The organism is Paenibacillus sp. EKM301P (assembly GCF_011800295.1).
GTDB lineage: Bacteria > Bacillota > Bacilli > Paenibacillales > Paenibacillaceae > Paenibacillus > Paenibacillus polymyxa.
Genome location: NZ_JAALFM010000003.1, coordinates 424,419 through 449,625, shown reverse-complemented (window position 1 = coordinate 449,625; position 25,207 = coordinate 424,419). Strand labels below are relative to the sequence as shown.

General features: G+C 46.3%; 20 protein-coding genes. 14 read left to right on the top strand and 6 right to left on the bottom strand.

Annotated features, from left to right (window positions below):
- Positions 1-254 precede the first annotated feature (254 nt).
- A complete protein-coding gene (lepB, locus tag HFD99_RS10235; protein ID WP_016822643.1) occupies positions 255-875 on the top strand; it encodes a signal peptidase I in 621 nt (206 codons plus the stop codon).
- A 57-nt stretch (positions 876-932) separates the two neighbouring features.
- On the opposite strand, the gene HFD99_RS10230 is transcribed toward lepB, so the two are convergent.
- The 3 genes from HFD99_RS10230 to HFD99_RS10220 form a co-directional block, all read right to left on the bottom strand.
- Entirely contained in the window at positions 933-2,123 is a 1,191-nt protein-coding gene (locus HFD99_RS10230; protein WP_167440905.1) for a GTP-binding protein, read from the bottom strand.
- Positions 2,124-2,376: 253 nt separating this feature from the next.
- Positions 2,377-3,207 carry a carbohydrate ABC transporter permease gene (locus HFD99_RS10225; RefSeq protein ID WP_013373701.1) on the bottom strand — a complete coding sequence of 277 codons (831 nt, stop codon included), beginning with the start codon at positions 3,205-3,207 and terminating at the stop codon, positions 2,377-2,379.
- A complete protein-coding gene (locus tag HFD99_RS10220; RefSeq protein WP_016822645.1) occupies positions 3,207-4,103 on the bottom strand; it encodes a carbohydrate ABC transporter permease in 897 nt (298 codons plus the stop codon). Before HFD99_RS10220 ends, HFD99_RS10225 begins: the two co-directional genes overlap by 1 nt.
- A gap of 122 nt (positions 4,104-4,225) precedes the next feature.
- On the opposite strand from HFD99_RS10220, the gene HFD99_RS10215 reads away from it, so the two are divergent.
- The 8 genes from HFD99_RS10215 (at position 4,226) to HFD99_RS25660 (ending at position 13,339) form a co-directional block, all read left to right on the top strand.
- A complete protein-coding gene (locus HFD99_RS10215; RefSeq protein ID WP_123797869.1) occupies positions 4,226-6,079 on the top strand; it encodes a cache domain-containing sensor histidine kinase in 1,854 nt (617 codons plus the stop codon).
- Positions 6,072-7,718, top strand: a complete 1,647-nt coding sequence (locus HFD99_RS10210; RefSeq protein WP_167440889.1) for a response regulator transcription factor — start codon at positions 6,072-6,074, stop codon at positions 7,716-7,718. Before HFD99_RS10215 ends, HFD99_RS10210 begins: the two co-directional genes overlap by 8 nt.
- A 106-nt stretch (positions 7,719-7,824) precedes the next feature.
- On the top strand, positions 7,825-9,129 hold the full coding sequence (locus HFD99_RS10205) for an ABC transporter substrate-binding protein (protein WP_019688965.1): 1,305 nt from the start codon (positions 7,825-7,827) through the stop codon (positions 9,127-9,129).
- 320 nt (positions 9,130-9,449) lie between these two features.
- A complete protein-coding gene (locus tag HFD99_RS10200) occupies positions 9,450-10,478 on the top strand; it encodes an NADH:flavin oxidoreductase/NADH oxidase (protein ID WP_016822649.1) in 1,029 nt (342 codons plus the stop codon).
- Positions 10,479-10,666: 188 nt separating this feature from the next.
- Entirely contained in the window at positions 10,667-11,593 is a 927-nt protein-coding gene (locus HFD99_RS10195) for an ABC transporter ATP-binding protein (protein ID WP_123797792.1), read from the top strand.
- Positions 11,586-12,296: an ABC transporter permease gene (locus HFD99_RS10190; RefSeq protein WP_123797791.1), complete on the top strand. Its 711-nt coding sequence runs from the start codon at positions 11,586-11,588 to the stop codon at positions 12,294-12,296. Before HFD99_RS10195 ends, HFD99_RS10190 begins: the two co-directional genes overlap by 8 nt.
- Before the next feature lie 28 nt (positions 12,297-12,324).
- Complete coding sequence (locus HFD99_RS10185) at positions 12,325-12,891, top strand: ABC transporter permease (RefSeq protein WP_225164822.1); 567 nt, start codon at positions 12,325-12,327, stop codon at positions 12,889-12,891.
- 334 nt (positions 12,892-13,225) lie between these two features.
- Positions 13,226-13,339: a putative holin-like toxin gene (locus HFD99_RS25660; RefSeq protein ID WP_221191701.1), complete on the top strand. Its 114-nt coding sequence runs from the start codon at positions 13,226-13,228 to the stop codon at positions 13,337-13,339.
- A 179-nt stretch (positions 13,340-13,518) separates the two neighbouring features.
- Here HFD99_RS25660 and HFD99_RS10180 read toward each other — a convergent pair whose 3' ends face one another.
- The 3 genes from HFD99_RS10180 to HFD99_RS10170 all read right to left on the bottom strand — a co-directional run bounded on the left by HFD99_RS10180 (position 13,519) and on the right by HFD99_RS10170 (position 21,889).
- Positions 13,519-17,109 (bottom strand): family 14 glycosylhydrolase, encoded by a 3,591-nt coding sequence (locus tag HFD99_RS10180; protein ID WP_123797790.1) that lies wholly within the window; start codon positions 17,107-17,109, stop codon positions 13,519-13,521.
- A gap of 281 nt (positions 17,110-17,390) precedes the next feature.
- Complete coding sequence (locus HFD99_RS10175) at positions 17,391-19,649, bottom strand: alpha-glucuronidase family glycosyl hydrolase (protein ID WP_039276456.1); 2,259 nt, start codon at positions 19,647-19,649, stop codon at positions 17,391-17,393.
- Between the two features lie 41 nt (positions 19,650-19,690).
- Positions 19,691-21,889 (bottom strand): glycoside hydrolase family 52 protein, encoded by a 2,199-nt coding sequence (locus HFD99_RS10170; protein WP_123797789.1) that lies wholly within the window; start codon positions 21,887-21,889, stop codon positions 19,691-19,693.
- A gap of 166 nt (positions 21,890-22,055) precedes the next feature.
- Between HFD99_RS10170 and HFD99_RS10165 the strand changes: the two genes are divergently transcribed.
- From HFD99_RS10165 to HFD99_RS10150, 5 genes are all read left to right on the top strand, one after another.
- Entirely contained in the window at positions 22,056-23,000 is a 945-nt protein-coding gene (locus tag HFD99_RS10165; RefSeq protein ID WP_123797788.1) for an AraC family transcriptional regulator, read from the top strand.
- Between the two features lie 59 nt (positions 23,001-23,059).
- Positions 23,060-23,767, top strand: coding sequence for an SDR family oxidoreductase (locus tag HFD99_RS10160; RefSeq protein WP_090889010.1), 708 nt, complete (start codon positions 23,060-23,062; stop codon positions 23,765-23,767).
- Positions 23,768-23,887: 120 nt separating this feature from the next.
- Entirely contained in the window at positions 23,888-23,992 is a 105-nt protein-coding gene (locus HFD99_RS26070; RefSeq protein WP_371317256.1) for an AsnC family protein, read from the top strand.
- Between the two features lie 108 nt (positions 23,993-24,100).
- Complete coding sequence (locus tag HFD99_RS10155) at positions 24,101-24,577, top strand: copper amine oxidase N-terminal domain-containing protein (protein ID WP_123797787.1); 477 nt, start codon at positions 24,101-24,103, stop codon at positions 24,575-24,577.
- Positions 24,578-24,653: 76 nt separating this feature from the next.
- The gene (locus HFD99_RS10150; protein ID WP_016822659.1) at positions 24,654-25,157 is read left to right on the top strand and encodes a hypothetical protein; all 504 of its coding nucleotides are present in this window, start codon (positions 24,654-24,656) and stop codon (positions 25,155-25,157) included.
- Positions 25,158-25,207 lie beyond the last annotated feature (50 nt).

Genomic DNA, 25,207 nt, shown 5'->3' with positions numbered 1-25,207 from the left:
AAAAAACAGGACACCTCCTGGGGGGACAGATTGATCTATCATAAGTCCAAAACGCTCTAAGAAGTATATGCACAGTGTAATATATGTTAACGTTTGCATCAACAGTTTTTTATTGTTTTTTTAATATTGTGAAAAAAAGTTCACACTTTTGTTTCAACTAAAAATACAGTTTTGCTAGACTGGGAAAATTTGATTATACTTAAACATTATACATATAATAGGAATAAAACTGTGAGAAAAGGTGGGTTTAGCGCATGGAGAGCGGGAAGCATTTGACAAGTTCAACTTCCGAACCATTGCAGGAAAAGCGACCGCGAATGAACAAGGAGATGATCGATTGGCTTAAGGCAATTATTGTTGCCATTGTGCTCGTGTTCATTATACGTTGGCTGTTATTTGCGCCATTTATTGTTGAGGGAGCATCCATGGAACCGAATTTCAAAACAGATGAACGAGTGGTCGTGAATAAGGTGATTTACGATTTTCGTGACCCCAAGGCAAGTGAGGTTGTTGTATTTCATGTAAAAAAGGAACAAAAGGACTTTATTAAGCGTGTGATTGGAGTGGCTGGAGATACGATTCAGTATCAAGGTGATCATCTTTATGTGAATGGTAAGAAAGTAGAGGAGCCATACATTCAAGAGGCTATCCAAGATGCTCACGCCAAGGGAGAATTATATAACAATGTGGACTTTCCAAACGGAACCATAACCGATTCCAAGGTTCCTGATGGGTATATTTTTGTAATGGGTGACCACCGCAATAATAGTAGGGATAGTCGTGCAATTGGTTTTGTTGCCATCAAGGATATTGTCGGACGTGCGGATGTGATCTTTTGGCCGATCGATAACGCGCAATGGGTTAAGCATAAATAAGGCCAGAGCGCCTAAGATGGGAGGTAGTTGCTCACTTTAGGCGCTTTTTCAAACTCATTATATGTTTTTCGTAAACGGGTCAGGTAACTTGCGCCAGTCCTGTTCCATTTCTTCAGGGGTTAGCAGTGTCTTATCCAAGCTACGCTCGATTTCTTCCCGGTTCATATCGATACCAATAAATACGAGTTTGGTAACCCGGTCGCCATATTTCTCATCCCAATCGGGTGTTTTTTCAAAATTTTCACCGAGATAGTATTGTCGTTCTTCTTCAGTCAAAGCAGACACCCATAGTCCTGCGCGTGCGAATTGTTTGGAGCTACCCGCCTGACTGAATGTAAAGGCAGTACGGTTTTGCGTGGCGAGCCACACTAATCCCTTGGAACGTACAACCTCAGTAGGCCATTGAGCCAGCCATTTCAATAAACGTTCGGGATGAAATGGGATTTTGCGCTTGTACACAAACGAAGCAATGCCATATTTCTCTGTCTCCGGTACATGTTCATCCTTGTTCATTTCCTGTATCCAACCCGCCGCCTGACTAGCAGTTTCAAAATCAAAGCGATGCGTGTTTAAAATCTCCTTTGGGTCCACTCTGCCGTATTCGGAACGGATGATTTTGGCGTTCGGTTGAATGCCGCGTAGTGCCTTTTCCAGTCGTTCGAGTTCCTCTGGCGATACCAGATCGCACTTATTAATGATTAGCACGTCACAAAATTCCACCTGCTCTATGAGCAGATCAACGATGCCGCGTACATCCTCTGCCGCCATTTCCTGTCCACGATCCTTAAGAGAGTCCCTAGAATAGAAGTCTTCCCAAAACTCTGGTGCGTTCACGACGGTGACCATCGTGTCCAATCGGGTCAGTTTGGTCAAATCAATTCCATTTTGCTCATCTACATAACTAAAGGTTTGGGCCACTGGAATGGGCTCACCTATACCTGTGGATTCAATAAGAATATAGTCAAACTTTTTTTCGAGCGCCAGTCGCTCTACCTCTTTTAATAAATCTTCACGCAAGGTACAACAGATGCAACCGTTGGACATTTCCACTAGCTTCTCATCCACACGGGATAATCCTCCACCGTCGCGAACGAGATCAGCATCCACATTAACCTCACTCATATCATTGACGATGACAGCTACCCGTAAGCCTTCCCGGTTGTTCAGTACATGGTTCAGCAGTGTGGTTTTGCCGGAACCGAGGTACCCACTTAGAACCGTGACCGGTATTTTCTCATCTCTTTCCATAGCGTTTGCCAACGTAATCACTCATCCCTTCGAAAGTTTCATAAAATGTTGACTGTGCAGTAGTAACTGTAATGCGAGATAGGAAAGCAGCAGCACTTTCTGTTTGATAATTTAATCGTAATAATTACGAATAATGAAATTAGTAAATCATTTATGTGGAAAAATGTCAAGAAAGGTGGAGCCAATCAGTCAAAAGGACTTGCGTAAACTTTACGCAAGTCCTCTGGGGGTCATCTGTCATGATGTAATTGCCTCAGCCTTTGACGGCCCCGGCCACTACACCTTTAACAATGTATTTTTGCAGAAAGATAAATACGATAATGGAGGGCAGTACAGCCATTACCATTGCGGTCATAGCATATTGCCAGTCTGATGTATATTGCCCAACGAAGGTATAGGCAGCCAGCGTAAGCGTTTTGGTGCTGGGTGAGCCGTTAACCATGAGCAGCGGAAGCAGAAAATCGTTCCATATCCACATCACGTCGATAATAACAATAGTAGCGGTGACCGATTTCAGCAAGGGAAAGATGACGGAAAAGAAAAGCCGAAAGCCTGAGGCTCCGTCGATCTTGGCGCTTTCGTCAATCTCGACCGGAATGCCTTTCACAAAGCCGTGATAGATAAACACTGCCAATGGGGCTCCAAAACCCCAGTACAGCAGGCCAAGTCCCCAAGTGCTATCTGCCAAATTCAAGTCTTTCGCCAGGCGCAAGACGGTCAGCATAATAGACTGAAATGGAATCAGCATCGGCATAATGCACAGCATGTAAATGGCGGAGCTCCACTTGCTTTTCGTCCGTGCCAGCTTATAGGCAGCGATGGAGGATATTAGCACAATGCCTGCCAGCCCGAGCACAGTAATAATCGTGTTATTCAGAAATAAGCGTGGATAGTCAATGAACTTCCATACGTATACGTAGTTATCCAGCGAAAGCTGCTTGGGCAGCGCAATGACGTCGGTCATGACCTCAGCGAAGCTTTTGAACGAATTGTTAATGGCGAGAAACAGCGGATACAAAAATAACAGCGACAATACAATCATGCCCGCTTCCAGCAAAATACGTCCCGTACGGCTGCGTTGCATCAGGCTTCAACCTCCCTGCGTTTGAAAATAGACAATTGAATAATCGTAATGACCAGCACTGCAACGAATAAAATCAAGGCTTTGGCTGTTCCGTAGCCATACAGATTGTTTTGGAACGTATCTCGGTAAATATCATACGCAATGCTGTATGTCGTACCTCCTGGCCCACCGCCAGTCAGCGATAAAATGACGTCGAACACCTTGATCGAGTTGGTCAGTGCCATGAAGACCGAGATCGTAATCGAGGGTGCGAGCATCGGTAAAATAATACTGAAAAATCTCCGAATCGGTCCTGCCCCATCCACGATGGCAGCCTCTTTTAGATCCTCAGGTACAGATTGCAGGCCTGCGATATAAATGACCATGTAAAAGCCAATGGATTGCCAGATGGATACTGCCAGAATGGAAATAAACGCGAGCCCTTCCTCGCCTAGCCAACTGAGCTGGAAGATGCCCCAGCCTGTACTGTGTCCCAGTGACTCAAAGCCTTGCATAAAGATGAATTTCCATATAAAGCCGACAATGACGAGGCTGAGGATATAAGGAATAAAGAAAGCCGCGCGCAGCCAGGCTGAGCTTTTGAGCTTCATGTCGAGGACGAGCGCCAGCAAAATGGCCAGCACGTTTACCAGTACAATGTACAGAATGGCATATTTGATCGTAAACCAGGCTGCATGTGCAAAGTTAGCGTCTCCGAGCAGGATTTGCTTGAAGTTATCTAGACCTACGAATTTCGGATGTTTGGATATGCCGTTCCACTTGGTCAGGGAATAGCGTATCGTCATCAAAAACGGAATATAAAATGCAATTGTAATGCACAAAATTACGGGCAGTGTGAATAAACCAAATTCCAGCTTACTGCCCTTGTCGCCCCATGTTCCCCTTTTTTTCAGCATAACGCACCTCTTTTTCTCAGCATTTTCCGGTCTTTCGCTCCAAGCTGTTTAAGATATAATGAAAGTATAGGATAGCCCCTAGGGCCGGACCAATGGATTTAAGAAAACAGTTGAGGGTAAAAATGTGTACGCTTTCAAAAGGGGCGGTAATCATGATGTCAGGGCATGTAGGAACAATTTTTCGATCCATGTGGAAGCGGATTACACAAAAATTAGTGAACAAGCTCATTCTGCTTTTTACCTCGGTGATTATTCTGGTGGTGGGCTCACTCACGATTATTTCCTATCAGATGATTGAAAAGGAGTCGGTCAATCATAGCATCGCCAGCACGACGAATAATCTGCTGCTGGTCAATCAGAATTTGGAGGATTACTTGGAGGGAATGCAGCAGTTGGCCCTTCCACAGCTTCGCTATAACGATATCATGAACGCGATTGCCAATGAGAACCGGGACTACGCTGCACGAATGGTCATTGAAAATTACTTGCGCAACATGTTCTATTCCCGCAATGATCTGGAAGCGATTTATCTGTATGTGGCGGATCGGCATCAATACTACGTGGTGACTAGGGAAACGTACAATATTACAGTACGCAAAGGAATAAACACGGATATTCCCAAGCTTCCCTGGTATAAAGAGGCGATGGCTAGCACTGCTAACGAATCTTTTCAATCCTTTGTGGAGTCCCGCTCTGATATGGGCTATGTGGCGCCACAAGCCAGCTTTATGGCTTACCATCGAGTGCTGAGATCGATTGCATCCCGTCACCCGCAGGCAGTGTTGTCCTTTTATTACAACACGAGTGCCGTAGATGAAATCATGCGAAATATTCCACTGGGTAAAGGGGATCAACTGATGCTAATCAGCCCCAAGCGGGTTCCCTTTTATGTGAACAGCCTTCCGCTGTATGAACGAATGCGTGATTCTGGCGTATTGGCCCAGATCGGAGAGGGAGGAAGCGGGCGAGTAACGTGGTCAGACAGCAACCAGGAGTATTTGGTCGTGTATGATGCAGGTGAAAAGGACGGGTGGCAGCTCATCAAACCGATTCCATATCGCCAAATTTATGAGGCAGCTACGACCACACGGAATTGGAGTTATGTCATCGGGGCTTTATTTTTAGGTGTGTCTATTATTTTGGTGACCTTGACCTCGAACGCCATTACTCGACCTTTACATAAGCTATCTACCCAGATGAAACGGTTCAGCACCGGAGATTTTGAGGCAAGGGCTCTTGTGAAGGGGCATGACGAGATTGCATATTTGTCGCTGCACTTTAACGAAATGGTCCAAAGAACCGAAGAACTTATTAATGAGCGCTATCGCATGAAGCTGGTCGAAAAGAATGCCATACTCAAGGCGCTGGAGGCTGAGATTAATCCCCATTTTCTGTACAATGCCTTACAAGCCATATCTACACAGGCATTAAAGCGGAAGATGTTCGATATGGCGGATATGGTGGATGCATTGGCCCAAACTTTGCGGTATTCCATCAACGGCAAGGATATCGTAGCTGCCCGCGAGGAGCTCAAGCATATTGAACGATATATAGGTCTGCAAAAGGCAAGATTCGGGGCGAGACTTCAGGTCGAAGTGATATGGGAGGACACGCTGATGGAGCTGCCAATTCCGAGATTATCCGTGCAAACGTTGGTAGAAAACTCTATCAAGCATGCACTAGAAAAAGTATCAAGTGACATTCTGATCGTCATTTCAGCCGAATCGGGTGCTACAGACGCTACAATTTCAGTCAGGGACAACGGACCTGGAATTTCAGAGGACAAGCTGAAAATAGTGTTGGATTCGTTCCACGAAAAATGGGAAGAGCGGGAGAGCGAGCATATTGGCTTGAAGAATTTGAACACACGGTTGAAGCTTTTGTATGGAGATCAGGCAGGATTATTCATACTTACGGATGAAACGGGCACGGAAATGAGAATGCAAATTCCCCGGGGAGGAGTCGACCATGTATAACGTATTGATTATTGACGATGAAGAACCGTTACGAGAAGCCATTCGTATTGTTGGAGACTGGGATCGTCTGGGCATCGAACATATTTATGAGGCGACAAATGGAAGGTCGGGGATGGAACTGCTCGGTCAGCACCCTATCGATGTGGTGATGGTGGATATGAAAATGCCGGAGATGAACGGCATTGAATTTCTTCGTGTGATCGAAAAGGCATATCCCCATCTGCTGACCATTGTCATTAGTGGCTACAACGACTTTAAATTTACGCGACAAGCGATTCAATCACGGGTAGTAGATTATCTGCTCAAGCCTATCAACCGCCAGGATCTGAATCAGGCCCTGCGCAAGGCGGTGGACACTCTGGAAAGCCGCAAGCAAAGCCAAGACGAATTCATTAACCAAAACATTACGCTGAATATGTCACTACCGAAGCTGAAAGAGAAGCTGTATGTATCCATTTTGGATGGCAGCTTTAAAAGGCAGGCCAATACGTCGTTGCTCCCACTAATTGGAGCCGATCGGGCGGAGAACCGCTTTGGGGTGATCGTGCTACGGTTACTGAACAGGGATGAGATTCGCAGGACTCGTTTTCATGGCGATGTCGACCTGATGGATTTTGCCGTAACTAATGTATTAGCGCAGACATCAGATGAACGGTTGCGTTGTTTTAGCTTCCCCCACCCGCGAAGAGAGCGTGAGGTCGTTTCGATCTGTACTCTGGCCCCAGGACAAGAAGAACATATGTCCCTCCTACTGGCACAAGTGGCACAGAAGGCGGTTGCGAACCTGCATGGGCTGTTCAGTATGGTGGTAGCAGCCGGAGTGGGCAAGCTCTGTTCAGACGTAGTGGAGCTGGCTTCTGCGTATAGGGATGCCAAGAGGTTCATTCACAATACAGATGTGTTGAAGCTGGAAGGGGAATCTATTCTCCACACGGTACCGCGGCAAATGGGGACGTCAGAGGAAATGCCATGGACGGATCGGTTGTTGTCGATCCAAAAGGATGCTCAGACCGGTCAGGCCAACCGAGCAAAGGTACTTCTGGGCGATCTACTGAAACAATTGGCAGCTGGTCCTGTTTTCCGTTTACAGGATGCGGATCGATTGCTGCGGGAGTTTCATTTTTTACTGAGAGAAGCAGCGATTGAGCTGGGTACGCCTATGTCCGCGTCTAATCAGGAGGGGACTTTGGGGGAATTGGGTCGTGTGATTGAAGGCGAGCTGTCTGCTGATTTTGTGAGCTTTGCCGACTACAGCCAGAGACTATACCAGATACTGGAGCTCTACATTGCCGGGGTCCAACATGCACAGGCGGGTAACCAACCCTTTGATATTACAGAGATCAAAAGGTACATCGAGCGATACTATTTTGAAGATATCAAAATCTCGTTTTTTGCCGAAACCTATTTTTTGAGCCGGGAATATCTGATGAAGTTGTTCAAGCAGCAATTTGGTTACGGCATTCACGAATATGTACAGAAGGTCAGAATGGACAAGGCGAAGGAGCTCCTGGGTGATTCCAGCCTGAAAATTCAGGAAATTTCCGATATGCTCGGTTACAAGGATAAAAACTATTTCAGTAAGGCTTTTCGCAATTATTATCAGGTGTCACCTTCAGAGTATCGCGTGAGCCTGCAATAAACCACTTTTTTACCCTTAACGCTTCACTAATCTGCCTTTTTAAATGAGGCAATATTTTTTAGAATGAGCGCATGAACGTTGATCACAAACAGATGGGGGAGTATCCATGTTAAAGAAGATGATGGCGTTATCCGGCAGTTTGCTTTTGACGGTCGGTTTGTTGAGCGGATGTGGAAGTAGTGGTGGCACAGATGCGGCTAAAGAAAGCGCTGGCGGCAAAGATGATTTGAAAACGGTTACAATTAACATGTTTACAGCCTCACCTGAGTATACCGATGCTTTTAACGCGTACATCGAGGAGTATAAAAAGGTCAAGCCTAATGTAAAGATCAATCTGGAGATCATGCAGGCAGACTACAACACCATTCTCAAGTCAAAAATAGCTTCAGGCAGTACACCGGATGTGTTCCAGACCACGGCCGGAGGTGACATCGACACCTATGCTGATTATAGCGCTGATCTGACCAATGAACCGCTGGCAGCAGCCATGACAGATGCCGTCCGGGCCAATATGAGTTCCAGTGACGGCAAAGTGCTGGGATTACCAGTCAAGGGGAACCTGTTTGCTTTGATTTACAACAAAGATTTGCTTACCAAGGCTGGAATAACCTCTCCGCCGAAGACGATTGCCGAGATGCAGGATGCTGTTACCAAGCTAGAGGCGAAGGGCATTACTCCATTTGCTAATGCATATAAAGAGTGGTGGGTATGGAAGCATATCTTCCAACACTATGTAGATGCTGCTGCGCAGGATGCCGGGGTAGAGCCAAAGCAGCTCGTTGATGATTTTATTGCAGGTAAAGCAAAAATCAAGGACTATCCAGTGCTGTACAACAACTTCTTTAGCTTCATTGATCTGACGGTGAAACATGGTACAGATAAGCCGCTAGAACGGGACAGCAATGCGGGAGTAAGTGATTTTGCATCTGGAAAAGCTGCATTTATGACGGGTAAAGGTGCGTGGGATGAGGAAGCGATCAAGAAAATTAACCCTGATCTCAAGATTGGCATCATGGGATATCCGGTGAGTGACAAAGCGGACCAATCGGTCATCATTACCGGTGCGGATCAGGCGCTACGTATCAACAAGGACTCCGAAGTATCCAAAGAAACGATTGAATTCTTCAACTGGCTGTACACTTCGGAATACGGTAAGAACTGGTTCTCCCAGGTAGCGAAGGTGATTCCTCCAATTAAGGATGCACCGCTTCCTGATCTGGAAATGCCTAAGGAAATGGATAGCATTTTGAAAACATCCAAGTCCGGTGATCTGTCTGTCAACTACTCGCTGGATACATTCCACCAAAAATTTGGTGAGCTGATGCAGGCTTATATCAGTGGTAACATGAACAAGGATCAGGCGGTTGCAGAGATTGAGAAGGCATGGGTCCAATTAGGCTCAGCGCAATAAAATTGGTTTCGCAGAGGCGCCCGTAAGGGCGTCTTTTTGTGTTATGGCTAAGAGCCGGGAAAAGTGTAGACAAAAAAATATTTAATAATATTTAAATATTTACTTGCAAAAAGTTATTAAGTTGTGGATAATAGATTGTGTGCAATATATCTACAATCTTACGATATACATAATGACTGCAAGGTGCAAATACGAAGGGATACCCCGGTTGGGGGAATCTCTTTGTTTCGTTTGGACTGTGCCGATTATGCTTATAATAGACCGTGTAATTTGGAACGCATTTTTAGTTATGTGGTAGAGATAAAAAGGAGATGAGCGTTTTGAAGACTTCGTTGTTTACACCGTACACACTCAAAGATTTGGAGTTAAAAAATCGTGTGGTCATGGCCCCAATGTGCCAATACTCGGTGACAGCCAAGGACGGAATTCCGAATGATTGGCATCATGTCCACTACCTAAGCCGGGCAATTGGAGGCACGGGTCTGATTATTATAGAAATGACGGACGTGGAAGCGGATGGGCGGATTACGGATTACGATCTGGGGCTTTGGTCAGATGAACATATTCCGGCGTATAAAAAGCTGGTTGACGGTATTCATGCGCACGGGGCCAAGGTTGGCATTCAGATTGCTCATGCAGGCCGTAAAGCTGAGGATGCAGCAGAGCCGGTGGCTCCTTCGGCCATTGCATACCCGGATGCAAATTATAAACAGCCACGCGCACTGACCACAGAGGAAGTCCGTGGTATGGTACAAAAATTCGGAGACGCTGCCCGCCGGGCGGTTCAAGCAGGCGTGGATACAATCGAGCTTCACGGTGCACACGGGTACCTGATTCACCAATTCCACTCGCCAGTTACGAACAAACGGGATGACGAGTATGGTAAGGATTTATCCCGTTTCGGCGTAGAAGTCGTTCAGGCTGTGCGTAAGCAAATGCCTGCGGGTATGCCGTTAATCTTCCGCATCAGCGCGGTGGAATACGTAGATGGTGGATACGATGTGGATCATGCTATTGAGCTGAGCCGCGCATATCAGGCTGCAGGCGTAGATATGATCCATGTCAGCTCGGGCGGAGAAGGCCCGGCTGGAGCCAGAAAACCAGGCAACTACCCGGGCTATCAAGTGCCGTTTGCTCGCCAAATCCGCGAGGCGCTGAACATCCCAGTAATCGCCGTCGGCATACTGGATGACCCAGCCTTAGCGCAGTCTGTAATCGGCAATAAGGATGCCGATCTGGTCGCTGTAGGACGCGGATTGCTGCGCGATCCTTATTGGGCGATTCATGCAGCGGTGGCGCTGCGCGGCGAAAAGCCCTCCGTACCTGAACAATATCAACGTGGCTACTGAGGCCTAAGTATTCCCACGTTGTTTATATATAAACAGGCACCTGGAACGAAGTGTACGCTTCGTCGGGTGCCTGTTTTGTTTTTATGGGGATAATGATCGTAAATGAATAATAGTGATTACTTTTACATTTTGTGGATAGATAAATCTGTATAATAGTTGTATTTAGTGTGTATAGGAGGATGAAAGAAATGCAGTATGTTATTGAAACGAAGGAACTCCGCAAACAGTTTGGGATGTCGATAGCTGTAGACGATATTTCCTTACATGTAGAACGGGGCAGCATCTACGGTTTTCTAGGTGAAAATGGAGCTGGCAAAACAACGACCATCCGCATGCTGATGAGGCTGATTGAGCCTACAAATGGGGAGGTTTTTTTATTTGGCGAGCGGCTAGAGAAAAGCTATCCTTCTATCTTCTCAAAAATAGGTACGATTATCGAAACGCCTGGTTTATACGAAAATCTGAGTGCACGAGATAATCTGAGAATCTGCTGTACGTACATGGGGGTACAGGATGATGGGAGAATTGAACGAACCCTAACTACGGTGGGGTTAGAGCATACTGGAAAAAAGAAGTTCAAAGATTTTTCCCTGGGAATGAAACAGCGATTAGGGATTGCCAGGGCCCTTGTTCATGATCCTGAGTTGCTTATATTAGATGAGCCAACGAACGGGTTAGACCCGTCAGGAATTAAGGAAATTCGTCAGCTATTAAAGAAGTTGTGCGAGGAACAAGGGAAAACAATTCTTATTTCTAGCCATATTCTAAGCGAAATTCAACAATTAGCTACACACATCGGGATTATACATAATGGAAAACTGTTAGCGGAGGATCGTTTGAGTCGGTTAGAGGAAGGTTTTGAGCAATATACAGATGTAAAGGTAGACGATGCAAAAGCAGTACAAGCGTTTCTGTATGAGAACATGAAGCAACTTAAATCTGATTTGATATCCCCACAACAACTAAGAATTTTTAGTCCAATTGAAAATACAGCTATGTTAAATAGACAGTTAATAGATCGTCAGTTTTCAGTTTATGAGATACACACCACAAAGCAGACGCTAGAGGAGTACTTTTTGACTCTCATTTCAGGAGAGGGTGGGCGGCATGATTAGAGCAGAACTCATTAAGCTTAAAGGCTCTAAAGCCTTCTTGTTGAGCTATATTATATTGCTGGCTATTGTGCTGTTGGAATTCGCTCTAAGCGCTATTTTTTATAGATATTCAATTGATAGGCTCGGTTGGGTCTACTATTTTACAAATATTGATTTCTTAGTTAATATTGCAGCTGGATTTATTAGCTATTACATATTAACCGGTCATATTTTTGCGAGAGAGTACCAGGAAAATACGCATCTGTTTATGTTTACTACGCCTGTCACCAGGGTTAAATTTTATTTTAGTAAATTGATCATTATTTATGGGTTTATTATTGTGTCGCTATTTATCGTTCTGTTTCTGTCTGCAGTATTAGGCATGTTCATTACAAATCGGCCTTTAACGATGGCTATCTGGGTATATCAAATCCAGGTATTTGCCAAAATGTGCGTGATGCATGCGATGCTCATCCCGGTCGCCTCTTTTTTTGCTATACGCTGGAAAAGCATTATGGTGGTTGTACTCGTAGTTTGTACTGTTATATTTTTGAATTTTATGTACAAAAGTGAATGGTATCCGTGGATTGTACCCTATCTTTTGTCTCCCAATGAAGGAAGTGCGATCATATACGTCAATACTCTCATAGCGTGGTTGAGTTTATCCATAACTTTTCTTCTTGGATTGTTTTTATCCTTATGGGCATATCAAAGAAGAGACTAAATGGAGAGTTTTTGAGAGGAGGGTTACTATGCTTGACCTGTTTAAAGCAGAGTGCTTGAAGATGAAAGGAACTAAAATTCTTTGGTTAAGCATTATTATTTTAGCATTAACCATTGCTTTGGAATTCTATAGTTATACGGGAAGTACCAAATATTCCATTGACCGTGATGGTTGGAATGACTACTTTATGAGTGTTGTTATTCTTATTAACTTTTTGACTGGGTATATGAGCTACTATATTTTGACTTGCTATATCTATGCGAGGGAGTATCAAGAGAGGACCCATATGGCCTTGTTCACAAGCCCGGTTCGTCGGAGTCGTCTTTACTTCAGCAAGCTGCTTGTTATTTATATGTACATCGCTGTCAGTCTTCTGTTGGCATTTGGGCTATCTGCGCTGTTGGGTATGTTAATTACGACCAGACCGCTAACCTTTGAAATCGTTATATATCAGCTGGGGATCTTCGCCAAAAATGATTCTTATGCACGCTATGCTCATCCCGATCATCACGTTCTTCGCCATTCGCTGGAGAAAATTTGTGCCCGCCATTATGGGGATGTGTACGGTTATGTGTTTAAATTTTGTTTTGGTTAATACACCTGGAAATACCTTTTATCCATGGACCGTGCCGCTATTGTTTTCTCCGCACGGCACACTGGGCAGAACATTTACGAATGTCCCTGGAGGAGTCATCAGTATTTGTTTCATTTTTGTGTTGGGGCTCTTATTGGCGTTAAGAAGCTATATCCGTATAGAGACAAAGTAGAATGTGTAAGCAACAAAGGACGATGAGTGTTCACATGAGATTAGTTTGATAAAGCTGTAAAACGTTGTCGCAAAAGGATGGATTTACGTGCTATAATTCCAGTAACAACAGAATGGCTTAGGTGGGCGGTCGGCTAAGTCTCCCGGAAGGGAGGTGATGCCTGTGGAGGTTAAGGATGCTCTGACATTAATGATGATGTTCGGCACGCTATTAATAGCGTTGATTGGATTAATCGTTACGATTGTTATTGCAATGAACCAAAACAAAAAGAAATAGACCGCCCTGGAGAGGGAAACACGGTCTATTTCTAATAGCTAGCCCTTTTCAGCCGACCGCTCTTCAAAGCGGCTGTTGCCAAGAGTAGGGATGTTACCAGCATCCTTGCTCTTTTTTAGTATATCCTTCTATAACTTATTTTAGCACATCTGAATAATCAATGTAACTGAATGTGACTGTTACTTGGTGAAAACTTTAACTTCCTTTGGAGCGAGAGTTACGGTGATCGAGCCGTTGTTAATCTGAACGGAGTCGTTGCTCAGCTGGTTAGTCAGGCGGGTTCCGTTGGACAGATTATCGAAGTTGCCAATTGTGCGGGTTTGGCTATTCCAGGAGTTGTTGATAAATACAATGGCCTCGTCGCCATTTTTAGAGCGCTGGAAACTGTAAAAGGAGTCGTCCACCCATTTTTCCCTTTGGCTACCGTTTTGCAGAGCAGGGTGGTTGTTGCGCACATAGTTCAGCTTAGCGATGTACTGATACAGGTCATGGTTGGCGTTGAAATTCATATTCTCCCGATTGGCGGGATCATCTCCGCCACTATAGCCTTGCTCTGTGCCTTGGTAGATAATTGGAATCCCGCGAGATGTCAGAGTAAAGCCCAAAGCGGCCTTGAGCTGTGGCCATTTGTCATAGTTAGCACCCGGCTTGCCAGATGCGTCATTCAGGAAACGTTTTACATCATGGTTGTCGATAAATACACCGTTGGTCTGAGCATCGCGATAGTAACGATCATCGGAGTAGCGATCCTTGATTTTTCTCATGGATTGATCGTGTCCGAACACGTCCTTGATTGTATAATACATCGGAAAATCTAATGCAGCATCAAGATACCGGGTGTAATCGCCCACATAAGCAGGGTCGCCATGGAAAATTTCACCCATGGTGAAGGTATTGGCAGCTTGGTCAAAATCCTTTAGAAAACCCTTCGGTACATGCTTGGCGGTATCCACCCGCAGCCCGTCGATGCCTGTCTCATTAAGCAGCCATTTGATCCAGTTTTTAAGCTCGTTTGCGGTAGCAGGGTTTTCATGATTTAGGTCATCCAGTCCAGCTACATCACCATTTTCGATTTTCCATTGATTGTTGGAGTTATAGTCCCCGCCTGTAATGTCACCATTGTGATGATACCAGTCTGCTTTGTCAAAAGGAGCCTTGGCGAACCCGTTCCCCGGTTGGAAATCACCTGTGTGATTCACAACTACGTCCAGCATCACAGCAATATTTTTGTCATGTGCCTTGCGAACCAGCTCTTGGAGCTTGTCCATTGTTCCGAGATGCCCATCTACTGCATAAAAATCATACGTATGATAGCCGTGGTAAGCGTATTCACTCTTTTGCATCGTTACTGGGGTAATCCAGATCGCGGTAAACCCCATATTTTTAATGTAGTCGAGTTTGTTAATAATACCTTGAAAATCGCCACCATGCCACTTGCGCTGATCACTGTTGTTGGAATTGAAGCCACCGTAGTTATCATTGGATGGATCACCGTTGCTGAAACGATCTGTCATGATAAAATAAATGCTCTGTTTGCTCCAGTCTGTGCTGAGGGAGGTGGGCTTGGAGAGGGTACCCAGATCCATAGGGGTGAAGACGCCCGAAGGCGCCTCCGTTTGAGCTGTTACTTCAACTCCGTTAGAGTTGGGTGCGTAGGTAGAAGTGCTTACGTTTAAGGATACACCTGAAAGTTTTTCTGTTTGGATAGGTCCTGTAACTTCGTTGAGGTCGGTTGCGTAGGTAGAAGTCACTACGCTGAGGACACTCCCTGAAGGTGCCCCTGTTCGGATAGTTCCTGCGGCTCCGTTAGAGCCGGGTGTGTAGGTAGAAGTGCCAGTGCTGAAAAGGTAGTTTTTAGTGTTGTTGCTGTCCCAGTTGTTATTGCCGTCATTAAAAGCAGCTTCCAATTGGGAGGCAGAACCGATATCGACGGTAATTTTAGCATAGCCGCTAATCTCGGCGTCCTGCATTTTCACGCCAGGCACAGCAGTCCAGTTACCGCCAGCCGGACGGTAGTGAATGTAAGGTGAGTTGAAGCCTTTTTTGTAGTATACCGTTACTTTGTTAGCTGTACCGCCGCCATCCCCGGGATTTGTGCCCGCTGGAGCGCCTGATGTAATCGTTCCTGCATTGCCGCTGTTACCAGGCGTGTAGGTAGAAGTGCCTGTACTGAACGAGTAGTTTTTGGTGTTGTTGCTGTCCCAGTTGTTATTGCCGTCGTTAAAGGCGGCTTCCAATTGCGAGGCAGAACCGATATCGACGGTAATTTTAGCATAGCCGCTAATTTCGGCAGCCTGCATTTTCACACCAGGAGCAGCAGTCCAGCTTCCGCCAGCCGGGCGGTAGTGAATGTAAGGCGAGTTGAAGCCTTTTTTGTAGTATATCGTTACTTTGTTGCCTGTACCGCCATTATTGTCAGGCTTGGCTTTGCTGATGATATATTGTTTGAATCCACTCAACTCACCGGTTGGTGAGCCGTCATTGTTGACGAGATTGCTGATGCGCAATAACGTAAACCCATGATAACCGAACTTCGTGATTTTCTCCTCGATTTTTTGGAAGCCGCTGCCGCCTGTCGGCAGTGCATTTTCACCATTCAGGCGAACACCCTTGGCATTCGCGATGGAGGAGACGGTATCAACCAAGGTGGACGGCAACGAATAATTCGGTGCTGTGCCACTGTCACTCATCTCCAGGCAAGTAAATGTCAAGTCTAGATCGGCATCCTTGAATTTCTGAATGAGACGGTTGTAATCATAATATCCACCTGCTTGTTCTGTGCTGTGCGGCATAGCAGGATTGTTCATCTGCCAGTGCAGACCGGAAATTTTGGCCCCAATCCGGACACCAAACACAGAATCGAAGTTCTTGTGGGCAGCTGCTCCGATGACACCTAGATGCTTCTCAAGCACACTTTGGTACCACGACAGAAAATCCTTTCCATACGCGGAATTATACCCGCCGTTCGTGTAAAATCCGTCCCCGTCGGTCGGTGGATTGATTTGGCTAAGGCTGGTAAGCTTGGTGCCCCAAGCAGCATTAATCTTGTCCAATGATCCGTACTTGTCATTCATAGCTGTGCGGAATGCATTTTTGGCTGTTTCAGTATAGGCTTGGAACTTGCCTCGTCCCGGGTAACTCCAGCCCGCTGCCGGGTAGTAGGACGGATAGCGCAATTCCCCGGAAGGACCGCCGCTTAAATAAATTTTGGGAATGATACTTTTATACCCGGCAAAGTTTTGAGCGAATGAGGCATACAACTCGTCATATTGTTTGCCAGTCCCGCTCCACAATGGGGAAAGGGCTTCGTTATTGGCATAGCCGCTTTCGTCCTTGAACTGCATTTCATCTGCACTACCCTTGCTTGACAGCCAGCTTGGTAGTGGGATGTTGCAATCATCTCCCACATTTCCTCCACACTTATGCGTAGAGATAATAGGAACCCACTTCAGTCCCGCTTCTTTCACGGCATCTGCATAGGTTTTGTAGTAGCTCCAATCGAACTGGTTATCTCCTGCGCTCTCCACATAGCCCCACCAGACGTCGGTAGTGATGGCATACACGCCATTGTTTTTCAACGTTTGCAGTTGCTTTTTGAAGGAACCCCAGTCGTTGATTTTCGCCAGTGGTCCCATAACGGAAGCCTGAAAATCATCTGCAACCGCGGCGCTCGCCGTATTAGAGGGTGAGCCAATGAAGGCGGTCAGAGACAGCGCAAGGCTTAGTAGAAGCATACACCCTTTTTTCCATAGACTTCGATACAAGGTCAAACCGATCATCCTCCCCAAAGCATAGTCTAATTCGACAACATTTTGTAAACGTCTACAAAAATAGTATAGAGCAAGCGGTTGCATAAAAAGAAGAATTTATTGCACACTCAAGGTGGACAAATATGACATTTTGCGTTAGCAACCGTATGCTTAAATTAGACCAGGAAAAAAAGACACAGGTCTGAATAAGACGCGTGTCTTTTATAGATAGTAAATTCCCGCAATAAAATAAGGGAAAGAAAACCCCAGTGTGTATGCAAGTATTGCATGAGACAACCTTCTTAATAGATAGGGCGATTTTTTTCGTCGGGAATACCACTTTTACGATAAAAATACGTATTGATTCGATCCCGCCATTCCTTGGCGTGCTCAGCCTGATGCTCTAGCCGCTTCAGCACCTGTTCATATATCTTTTCATTTATTTGCTCACGCAGACTAACCCATGTATCTCGGAGATGGGCTGCACGTTCTGCACCTTCAAAATGAGTATCATAAATATGCTGTATGACCGTTTGGCCGGAGTGGAGCGTGTGCGTATAAGGGACATGGTGAAAGAATAAGAGCAGTTCATCCGGACAGGTGTCTGTAGACTCGTAGATCCCGGCAACAGGAGGAAAATATTGTCCTGCATAGCCCGTTCCAGTTGCAGTCGTCCGATCTACTCCGATCCCCTGGCAATCGGCAAAATGGTAGGTGCCCCACATCGAATATTCGTACCCGTCTACATCCGGCCCATAGTGGTGATTGGGACTGACCATCCAACCGACCCCAAGGGGGGCGGTGTAGGACTCGTAGATATTCCATGAATCGAGCAGCATCTGCTTAATGGTAGGAATCAACTCTGTATCATCGTCATCCTTACCTTTATTGTTAAATGTCAGCCGAACCCATTCATCTGCGATTTCATCTGCGGATAGATCCGGGTTCCATGCCAACCGGCCGTAGCCGTAAAGATTGGACTGGGCGAGCAAATGTCCGGTCCAATTGGTGTCTGCACCAATATTGGAAACAGCGGCTATTCCAAAGTTGTTGTGCTTGGGAACATGATGTGTTGGCTCCTCCTGGAAACTACCGCTGTTTGCATGGACCATAGTCTCCCTGCGAGGAGAATCAGAACCGCTGTTGCTATGCAAAACGCCACTCACGATACGCTTGATGGTGGAGCCTTTTCCCTGTGAGTAGGTATCAAAATCGAGCACTTCCTTCCATTGCGGAACCAGATAACATAGATGTTTTTGTTGTCCGGTATACTCCTGCGCAATTTGAAATTCCAGCAGTACCTGAGTGGCTTTCAGCGCGCCGAATAGGGGGGATACAGGCTCCCGCACTTGAAAATCCATCGGGCCATTTTTGATCTGTAAAATGACATTTTCCCGGAACAGCCCATCCAGTGGTTTAAAATGGTCAAAGGCCGCGCGAGCCCGATCCGTCTTGCGGTCACGCCAGTCCTGTTTGCAGTCGTAGACAAAGCAGCGCCAAATCACACGCCCGCCATAGGGCCGTAGCGCATCCGCCAGCATGTTGGCTCCATCGGCGTGATGGCGCCCATAGCTGAAGGGACCGGGCCGATTTTCAGAATCGGCCTTGACCACAAAACCACCCAGATCGGGAACGGCTGCGTAAACCTCCTGTGCTTTGGTCTGCCACCATTCAGCTACACCGGGATCCAGAGGATCGGCTGTGGTTAATCCACCGAGCTGAATCGGGCTGGCATAGTTAATGCTCAAGTAGATTTGGATACCATAGGCGCGAAATACGGCTGCTACTTTGGCTACATCAGGTAAAAACCGCTCTGTGATCAGCTCAGTTTCTACCTGATGGACATTCACATTGTTAATGGATAACGCCTGAATGCCTACAGAAGCGAGTAGACGGGCATAGTCTCGAAGGCGCTCCATATTTGTAGTAAAGGTATTATGGTTGTAGAAAATAGATGCCCCGGCATATCCACGTTCAACACTACCATCCATGTTATCCCAGTGGTTGATCATGCGAATGGAGTTAGCCGGATTAGACAGCAGGTCTAGAGTGGGAGCGTGCAATGATTCCCCGGCAGTGGGCTTCAGATTGCCGTCTAGTCCTCCTTGCAGGTAGCGCAGCAAGTGAAAGACTCCATACAATACTCCTTTTGACGTCTGCCCCGCAACTATAAGGCACTGTCCTTTGATATCATCGTGATCTTGCCCAGTTAAACCTGCAAGCTCCGGCACCTCTACTCCGCGAATTCGGTAGCCTTCTGCGCTCACTTCTGCCTGTTCTTCTGCACTAAACCGTTCTGCGATACATGGATGGTCTTGGAGCGTACCCAGCGCAACGAATGGTACATGGACAGGAACGGTACTTATCTTCGGCTGCTGTCCGAACATGGAAGCCAATCCTTGCAGAAGCTCACTCGCAGCCGTTTGAAGCACTTCATCATCTGTTTCATGAACCACGATGACTCTGCACCAAGCAGGCATTTTTTCTACAAATTGGTCGCGGTGATAGTGCAGCCAAGCGCCATAGCCGCTCCCTTTGGGCATATCCATACGCTTGCTCATATTATTGGAGCCTCCTTTGGACGAGTGAGGGTTCGTTCGTCTCAGGCATGCTGCTTCTCATCTTGACTCATATGCTGAGGGAGGGCCAGCCGATTCCCTTTGCCTTCATACAGCCACAAAATAGCGGTAACCCCGCGTGGGTAATATTTGCTGCCGTGGGCAATACCAGAGAGCATTTGGTCGCTCCAGCACCAATAGGATTCTTCAGGATGGAGGAGCCATGAGACATGGGCTGCGTCAGCCGCCTGCCCCGTTTCCTGCCAAGGCAGCTCCAGTAGCTCACGAGCAATAAACTGTGACAGATAGATTTTGCTCAACCAGGAGTTGTTACTGGTCGAGGATAGCTTCCAGCCTCCGTCTTCAAATAGACAAACTCCTGGTACCAGTACGGTTTGCAAATGGCGTCGAAGTGCCTGGATATATCCACCGAACCGCCCATCACTCTTAAGCGCATCTTCACATCCTGTAAAATAGGGGAAGATCAGCCCCTCAATGGCAGGAATGATTTGCGAGTCGTTGCCTTCCTTAATGACTGCAGGAATATAGCCCTTGTCAGTCATGTGAGTGGTGATTGAAGCTGCGCATTTGTCTGCCTGTAAGCCAGCTTCCTGTGAAAGGGAGCTAAGCCCCTTTGAGGCAAATATCTTTTCCAGCGCAACATATACCGCCCAGCATTTGCTGCCTAAATAAATGTTATTGCGGGATTGACCCAGGGATACATCCAGACTATCGTAAGTCGTAATTTCTGCCCCTCCCTGGGTTCTTGAGCTGTCTAGACCCATTAAGCCGTTTCGTTGCGCCGGGTCTGGATGATCCCGCCGTAGCATGCTTTCAAAGCAGTCGCACAAGACAGGCAGCATACGTGTCGTAAATGACTGATCCTGTGTCTGCTCGATATATACCGTGGCGCAGCAAAGCCAGTTCACCAGTTCCTCGTGGCTCATGTAAGAGAAGCAGTCGTCAATCCCTGCCAGCTCATAACAGGAATACCCTTGCCGGGAGAACACATTGGCCACGCCCATATCATGTGTAAACGTGATCCCACCGGGATAGGCCTGTTCCTCCCCCGGGAAGCGTACTTCATCCCGATAGCTGTACCGTTGGACAAACCACTCCAGCTCGTTGCGCACCGTCCATGGATTCAAAATCAATTCATAATAAAGCTGATCTGCCGTCAGATCGAGTGTATTCATCATTCGGTACTCGCCTTCGTTCACAATCCAGATCGGTTCGCCATCCTCTTGCTGACTGAGCAATTGAGTGCTGCCGTAATAGCTGTGAATGGCCTGAGCGAGCATAAATTTCTGATCCAGACTCAAGCTCGCCGATTCGATCCAGTCGTTCGCCTGAACACAGGCTGCGGTTAGGTCGGTAAAATGCTTCAACGCATAGCTTCCCACGTCTTCAATATCCTTGAACAGCCGGGTATAGTAATATGATGCTTCAATGCCTGTTGTCACAATGCCGCCGCGATAAAAGCATATAGCGAAGGCGTACGTGCGCTTCTCCCCTGCGGGAACGTCCATCAGGAGCGCACCCGTTGCACCTAAGCCAAAGGATAAGTTATCAGCCATGGTCTCCCCAAGTAGCTTCTCCATCGCAAATCCGCTGGCAGGTACCGCTTCGCTGCTGTTGGTCACAATAGCAGTGCTTCGTCCTTGACCGATGCCTGTGAGTCTTTCCCCCAATTGAGGAGAATCCATAACGTCCCTGCGTGGATCTTCTCCTATAATGCGTATGCCGCTATACGGGTCACTGCCCTGGTAGCCGAAAAAGGCTCTCCGTGCAGCAGCACCCTGTGTATTATCGATCGTCAGCTCGGCAAATACAGCCGGAACCAACGCTGCCCGCAGCTCATCTATGCCCGCAATTCCCGGCTCGGGCACCGGGCGAACGGGGGAGTACAGCCGGAATGTCAAATCGCCTGCCTGCCATGTATCGGTTCCTGCTTTTAGCTCACGGGTGATGTCCTGATCGGCAAAGGCAACGAGCAGAGACTCTGTTTTTTTATCCTTTTTCTCCACATCATAGCGGGTACTTTCATCCTGTATGGATGCAAAAAAGGGAAGCGCCTCATATGATCCGCCATCCCTGGATTGCAGCCCGATGTATACATTTTCATCGGCAGGCTTGCCCAGCTCCAGGCCGAGTCCGCCGCGATTACCCTTAAACCCGAGTGTAAAGCTGGAGAATGAACCGATAGGTGCATGCTGCGTGTTATAAAATATATTTTTCGACATATATTGAAACCCCTTTCATGATAAAATGTGGCTTTGGCTAACTTTAATTAGAGCCTAGCATGACATGTGCCGAGGAACCATTGTCAAATCGCTCAACTATTTATCCAAATCGCGCTGGAAACGATATACTGAAGTATATCGATGTAAGTAAGCTAGGAGGGAAAACATGTCGTCACCACGTTTACCAAAGCATCCCCATGATCCAAACCTTACGGTCGCCGGAGAGGAATTCTTTTTTCCCGATGTGCGGACTACGGTCAATCTGTTTGCCATTCATACACGAAGTGTCGGAAGAGAGTGGAGCTATCCGCCACATGGACATCCGCAATATGAAATTAACATCGTGCTTGCGGGAGAGCAGATCATGGTTGTGGATGGTCGCAGCTATATTCAGCGACAGGGGGATCTGATGCTCTTGCGCCCGGGAGTTATCCACTCCAGCCGTAGCAACGGAGAGGGATTTACGTATTTTTGCATGCATTTCGACATTGATGATAAATTGTTTCTTTCGCTCCTGAGCCGTCTGGAGCAAGTACTTTTTCCAGCGGATGGCACAGTAGCGAAGCAGATGGGACCAGCGCTAGGCAAGCTGCTCGGTCTTTCTGCGCTTGAAGACAAAGGTATAGATGGTGATTCAGTGGCAAAGCGTATGCGGATTCAATCTGCTGTGTTCGAACTGTTCGCAACGTTGTGGGAGGCTGTATCCAGTGAAGCCGCTCATCTGCCAGGGCGTGGATATGTGCAGGCAGAGCTTGCCCATCAGATTGCAAGTCGTCTTCAGGGCAGGGTCAATCAGCCTTATAGACAGGCCGGCTCGTTGGAAAAACAGGATGGGATCGAGGGTATTTCATCCGAACTGGGTATTAGCGTATCTCATTGTAATCGTGTATTCCGTAGCGTTTTTGGCGTATCTCCGCGGGTGTATCTATCCGAGCTTGTCTTGCATGAGGCCAAGCTGCTGCTGGCTGATCCGCAATGGTCAGTGCAGCAAATTGCTGATTTGCTCGGCTATGGGGATATTGCACATTTTAGCAGGCAATTCAAACGCTGGTCCGGTCAGTCGCCGACATCCTATCGCAAGAATATAGCCCTTGAAAGTTCACCCGAATAAAAATATATATGCTTATAAAATAGTTATGATACAATCCTTATAAAGGAGATGATAATAGTATGAATTTACATAATCAACGTGTTGTCGTGATTGGCGGCAGTGCAGGGATAGGGCTGGCAACAGCCATAGAAGCAGCAAAGCAAGGAGCGAGTATCGTAATCGCTGGCCGTTCTGCAGAAAAGCTGGAGCAGGCGAAGAAGGTCATTCCTACAGAAGCGGTGGAGACCTTTCAATTGAACAATCAAAAGGAAGAGGAAGTACAGGCGTTTTTTGAAAAGGTCGGCGCATTCGATCATTTGTTTACTCCGGGTGCGAGCTATACACGTGGTCCGATCACCATAGATACGGAAAAGGCGAAGACTCCATTCGAGGGAAAATTCTGGCCGCAGTATTTTGCTGCCAAGCATGCGGTACCGCATATCTCCAAGGATGGCTCAATCGTTCTCATGTCTGGAGCCTTCAGTCAACGGCCGATGGGATTTGGTGCTACATATGGAGCGGCTAACGGCGCGATTGAAAGTTTAGGCAAGGCGTTGGCGGTGGAGTTGGCTCCAGTACGGGTCAATGTGGTGTCTCCCGGCACGATCTGGCGGGACGGCCCCGAGGGGGAGCATCGGGCGCAGGCTTTTGAAGAATACAAGGAAGTAACCTTGCTACGGCGAGTGGGGTATAATGAGGAAATCGCACATACGGTGTTGTACCTGATGACTAACAAGTTCACCACCGGAAGCGTGCTATTCCCGGATGGCGGTTATACGCTGATCTAATTTGTCTGGAAGCCAACGTGTACACGTCCACCAGCCCAATACACGCTTACAATGTGTTGGACTGGTTTTCTTTTTACTCTATAAATCAATTAAGATCTTGTGTTTAAGGAGATGTAGTGAATGGATCAAGTGGATTATAAAATTCTACAGATACTGCAAAATCAGGCCCGCATGCCCACAACTAATATTCGGGGAAATTGGGTAATGTGGTATGCTTTTAGTTGAGGTATACATTCTTGTGATATGCAAGCTATTTGCATAGTCATATTCCGTAGAATTTCAAGTTTCAATGAGTTTCATAAATTCGTTTCTACCTGAAAAAGGAGATATCACATGTTGAAAAGAGCAGTTAATACTATACTATTTGCGCTGATTTGCTTTGTAACCGTAGATCAAGCAAATGCTGCACTTCCTAAATATCTGTACAATCTTGTCCTTACAGTAAACAATGTTGAAGTCACATCTGATGCAAATCCTTATATCGAACGAGCAACCAATACAACGTATGTCCCTATTCGATTTGTATCCGAGAGTTTGGGCGAAAGTGTAAGCTGGAATAGAGAGAAGCAGGAGGTTACAATCTTTTCTGAGCATGGCGAAATCGTACGTCTGACTATTGGCAGTAAAGTAGCTTATGTAAATGATAAAGAAACAATAATGCCTAGTGCGCCTGTTATGCCAGTCTCACCTAATCGTGTGATGGTGCCTCTCAGATGGGTTTCAGAGGCTATGGGCGCGACCGTAGATAGTACTTTAAAAAACGAAACTATACATATAAACATTACCAACACACATCTAAGCAAAAATTGACTTAATCTGAAAAATAGCATCTCTGTATAGGACTGAAAATGAAGGGTGAAATTTACAATGAGGGAGGTTTTATCAATTGAAAATTGCATTACATAAGAAGTTGGCTTGTTTGGTTGTCCTTGGGGGAACTTTGATCGTAATGGCTACTGGTTTTGGAGGGGATAAGGAACCTTATAAACTTCCCGATAAGCCCAAAGAGGCTGCTGTCTCTACATTTTCAGAATATATGAACGCTTCTATGAGTCGTGACTACGATAAGATGCTTTCACTGTCTGATGATTATCGTTTTAAAACAGAGCGGGCACGACTTAATTTTCTAAAAGCCCAAGGGACACCGATAGATTATCGTATCATGTCTGTGGATGATTCTGACCCTTCCAAGATTGTTGTTTCTTCGATAACGAAGTATAAGGATATGGAGTTACCTCCTATCAAGCATATTCTTGCTTTTGAAGAAGGAAAGTACAAGCTACAAATGAGGAATGTTGTGGTCAATATGATTCCTTCTTCACCTGACTATAAAACAGTCGAGTACGAGCCTGAGAAGGTAGATGATGATTTAGAAAATAATTTCAATTGATTTTAATTTTTTGATTTTCTAATCAAACGATCGACAACGTATCCAATGAG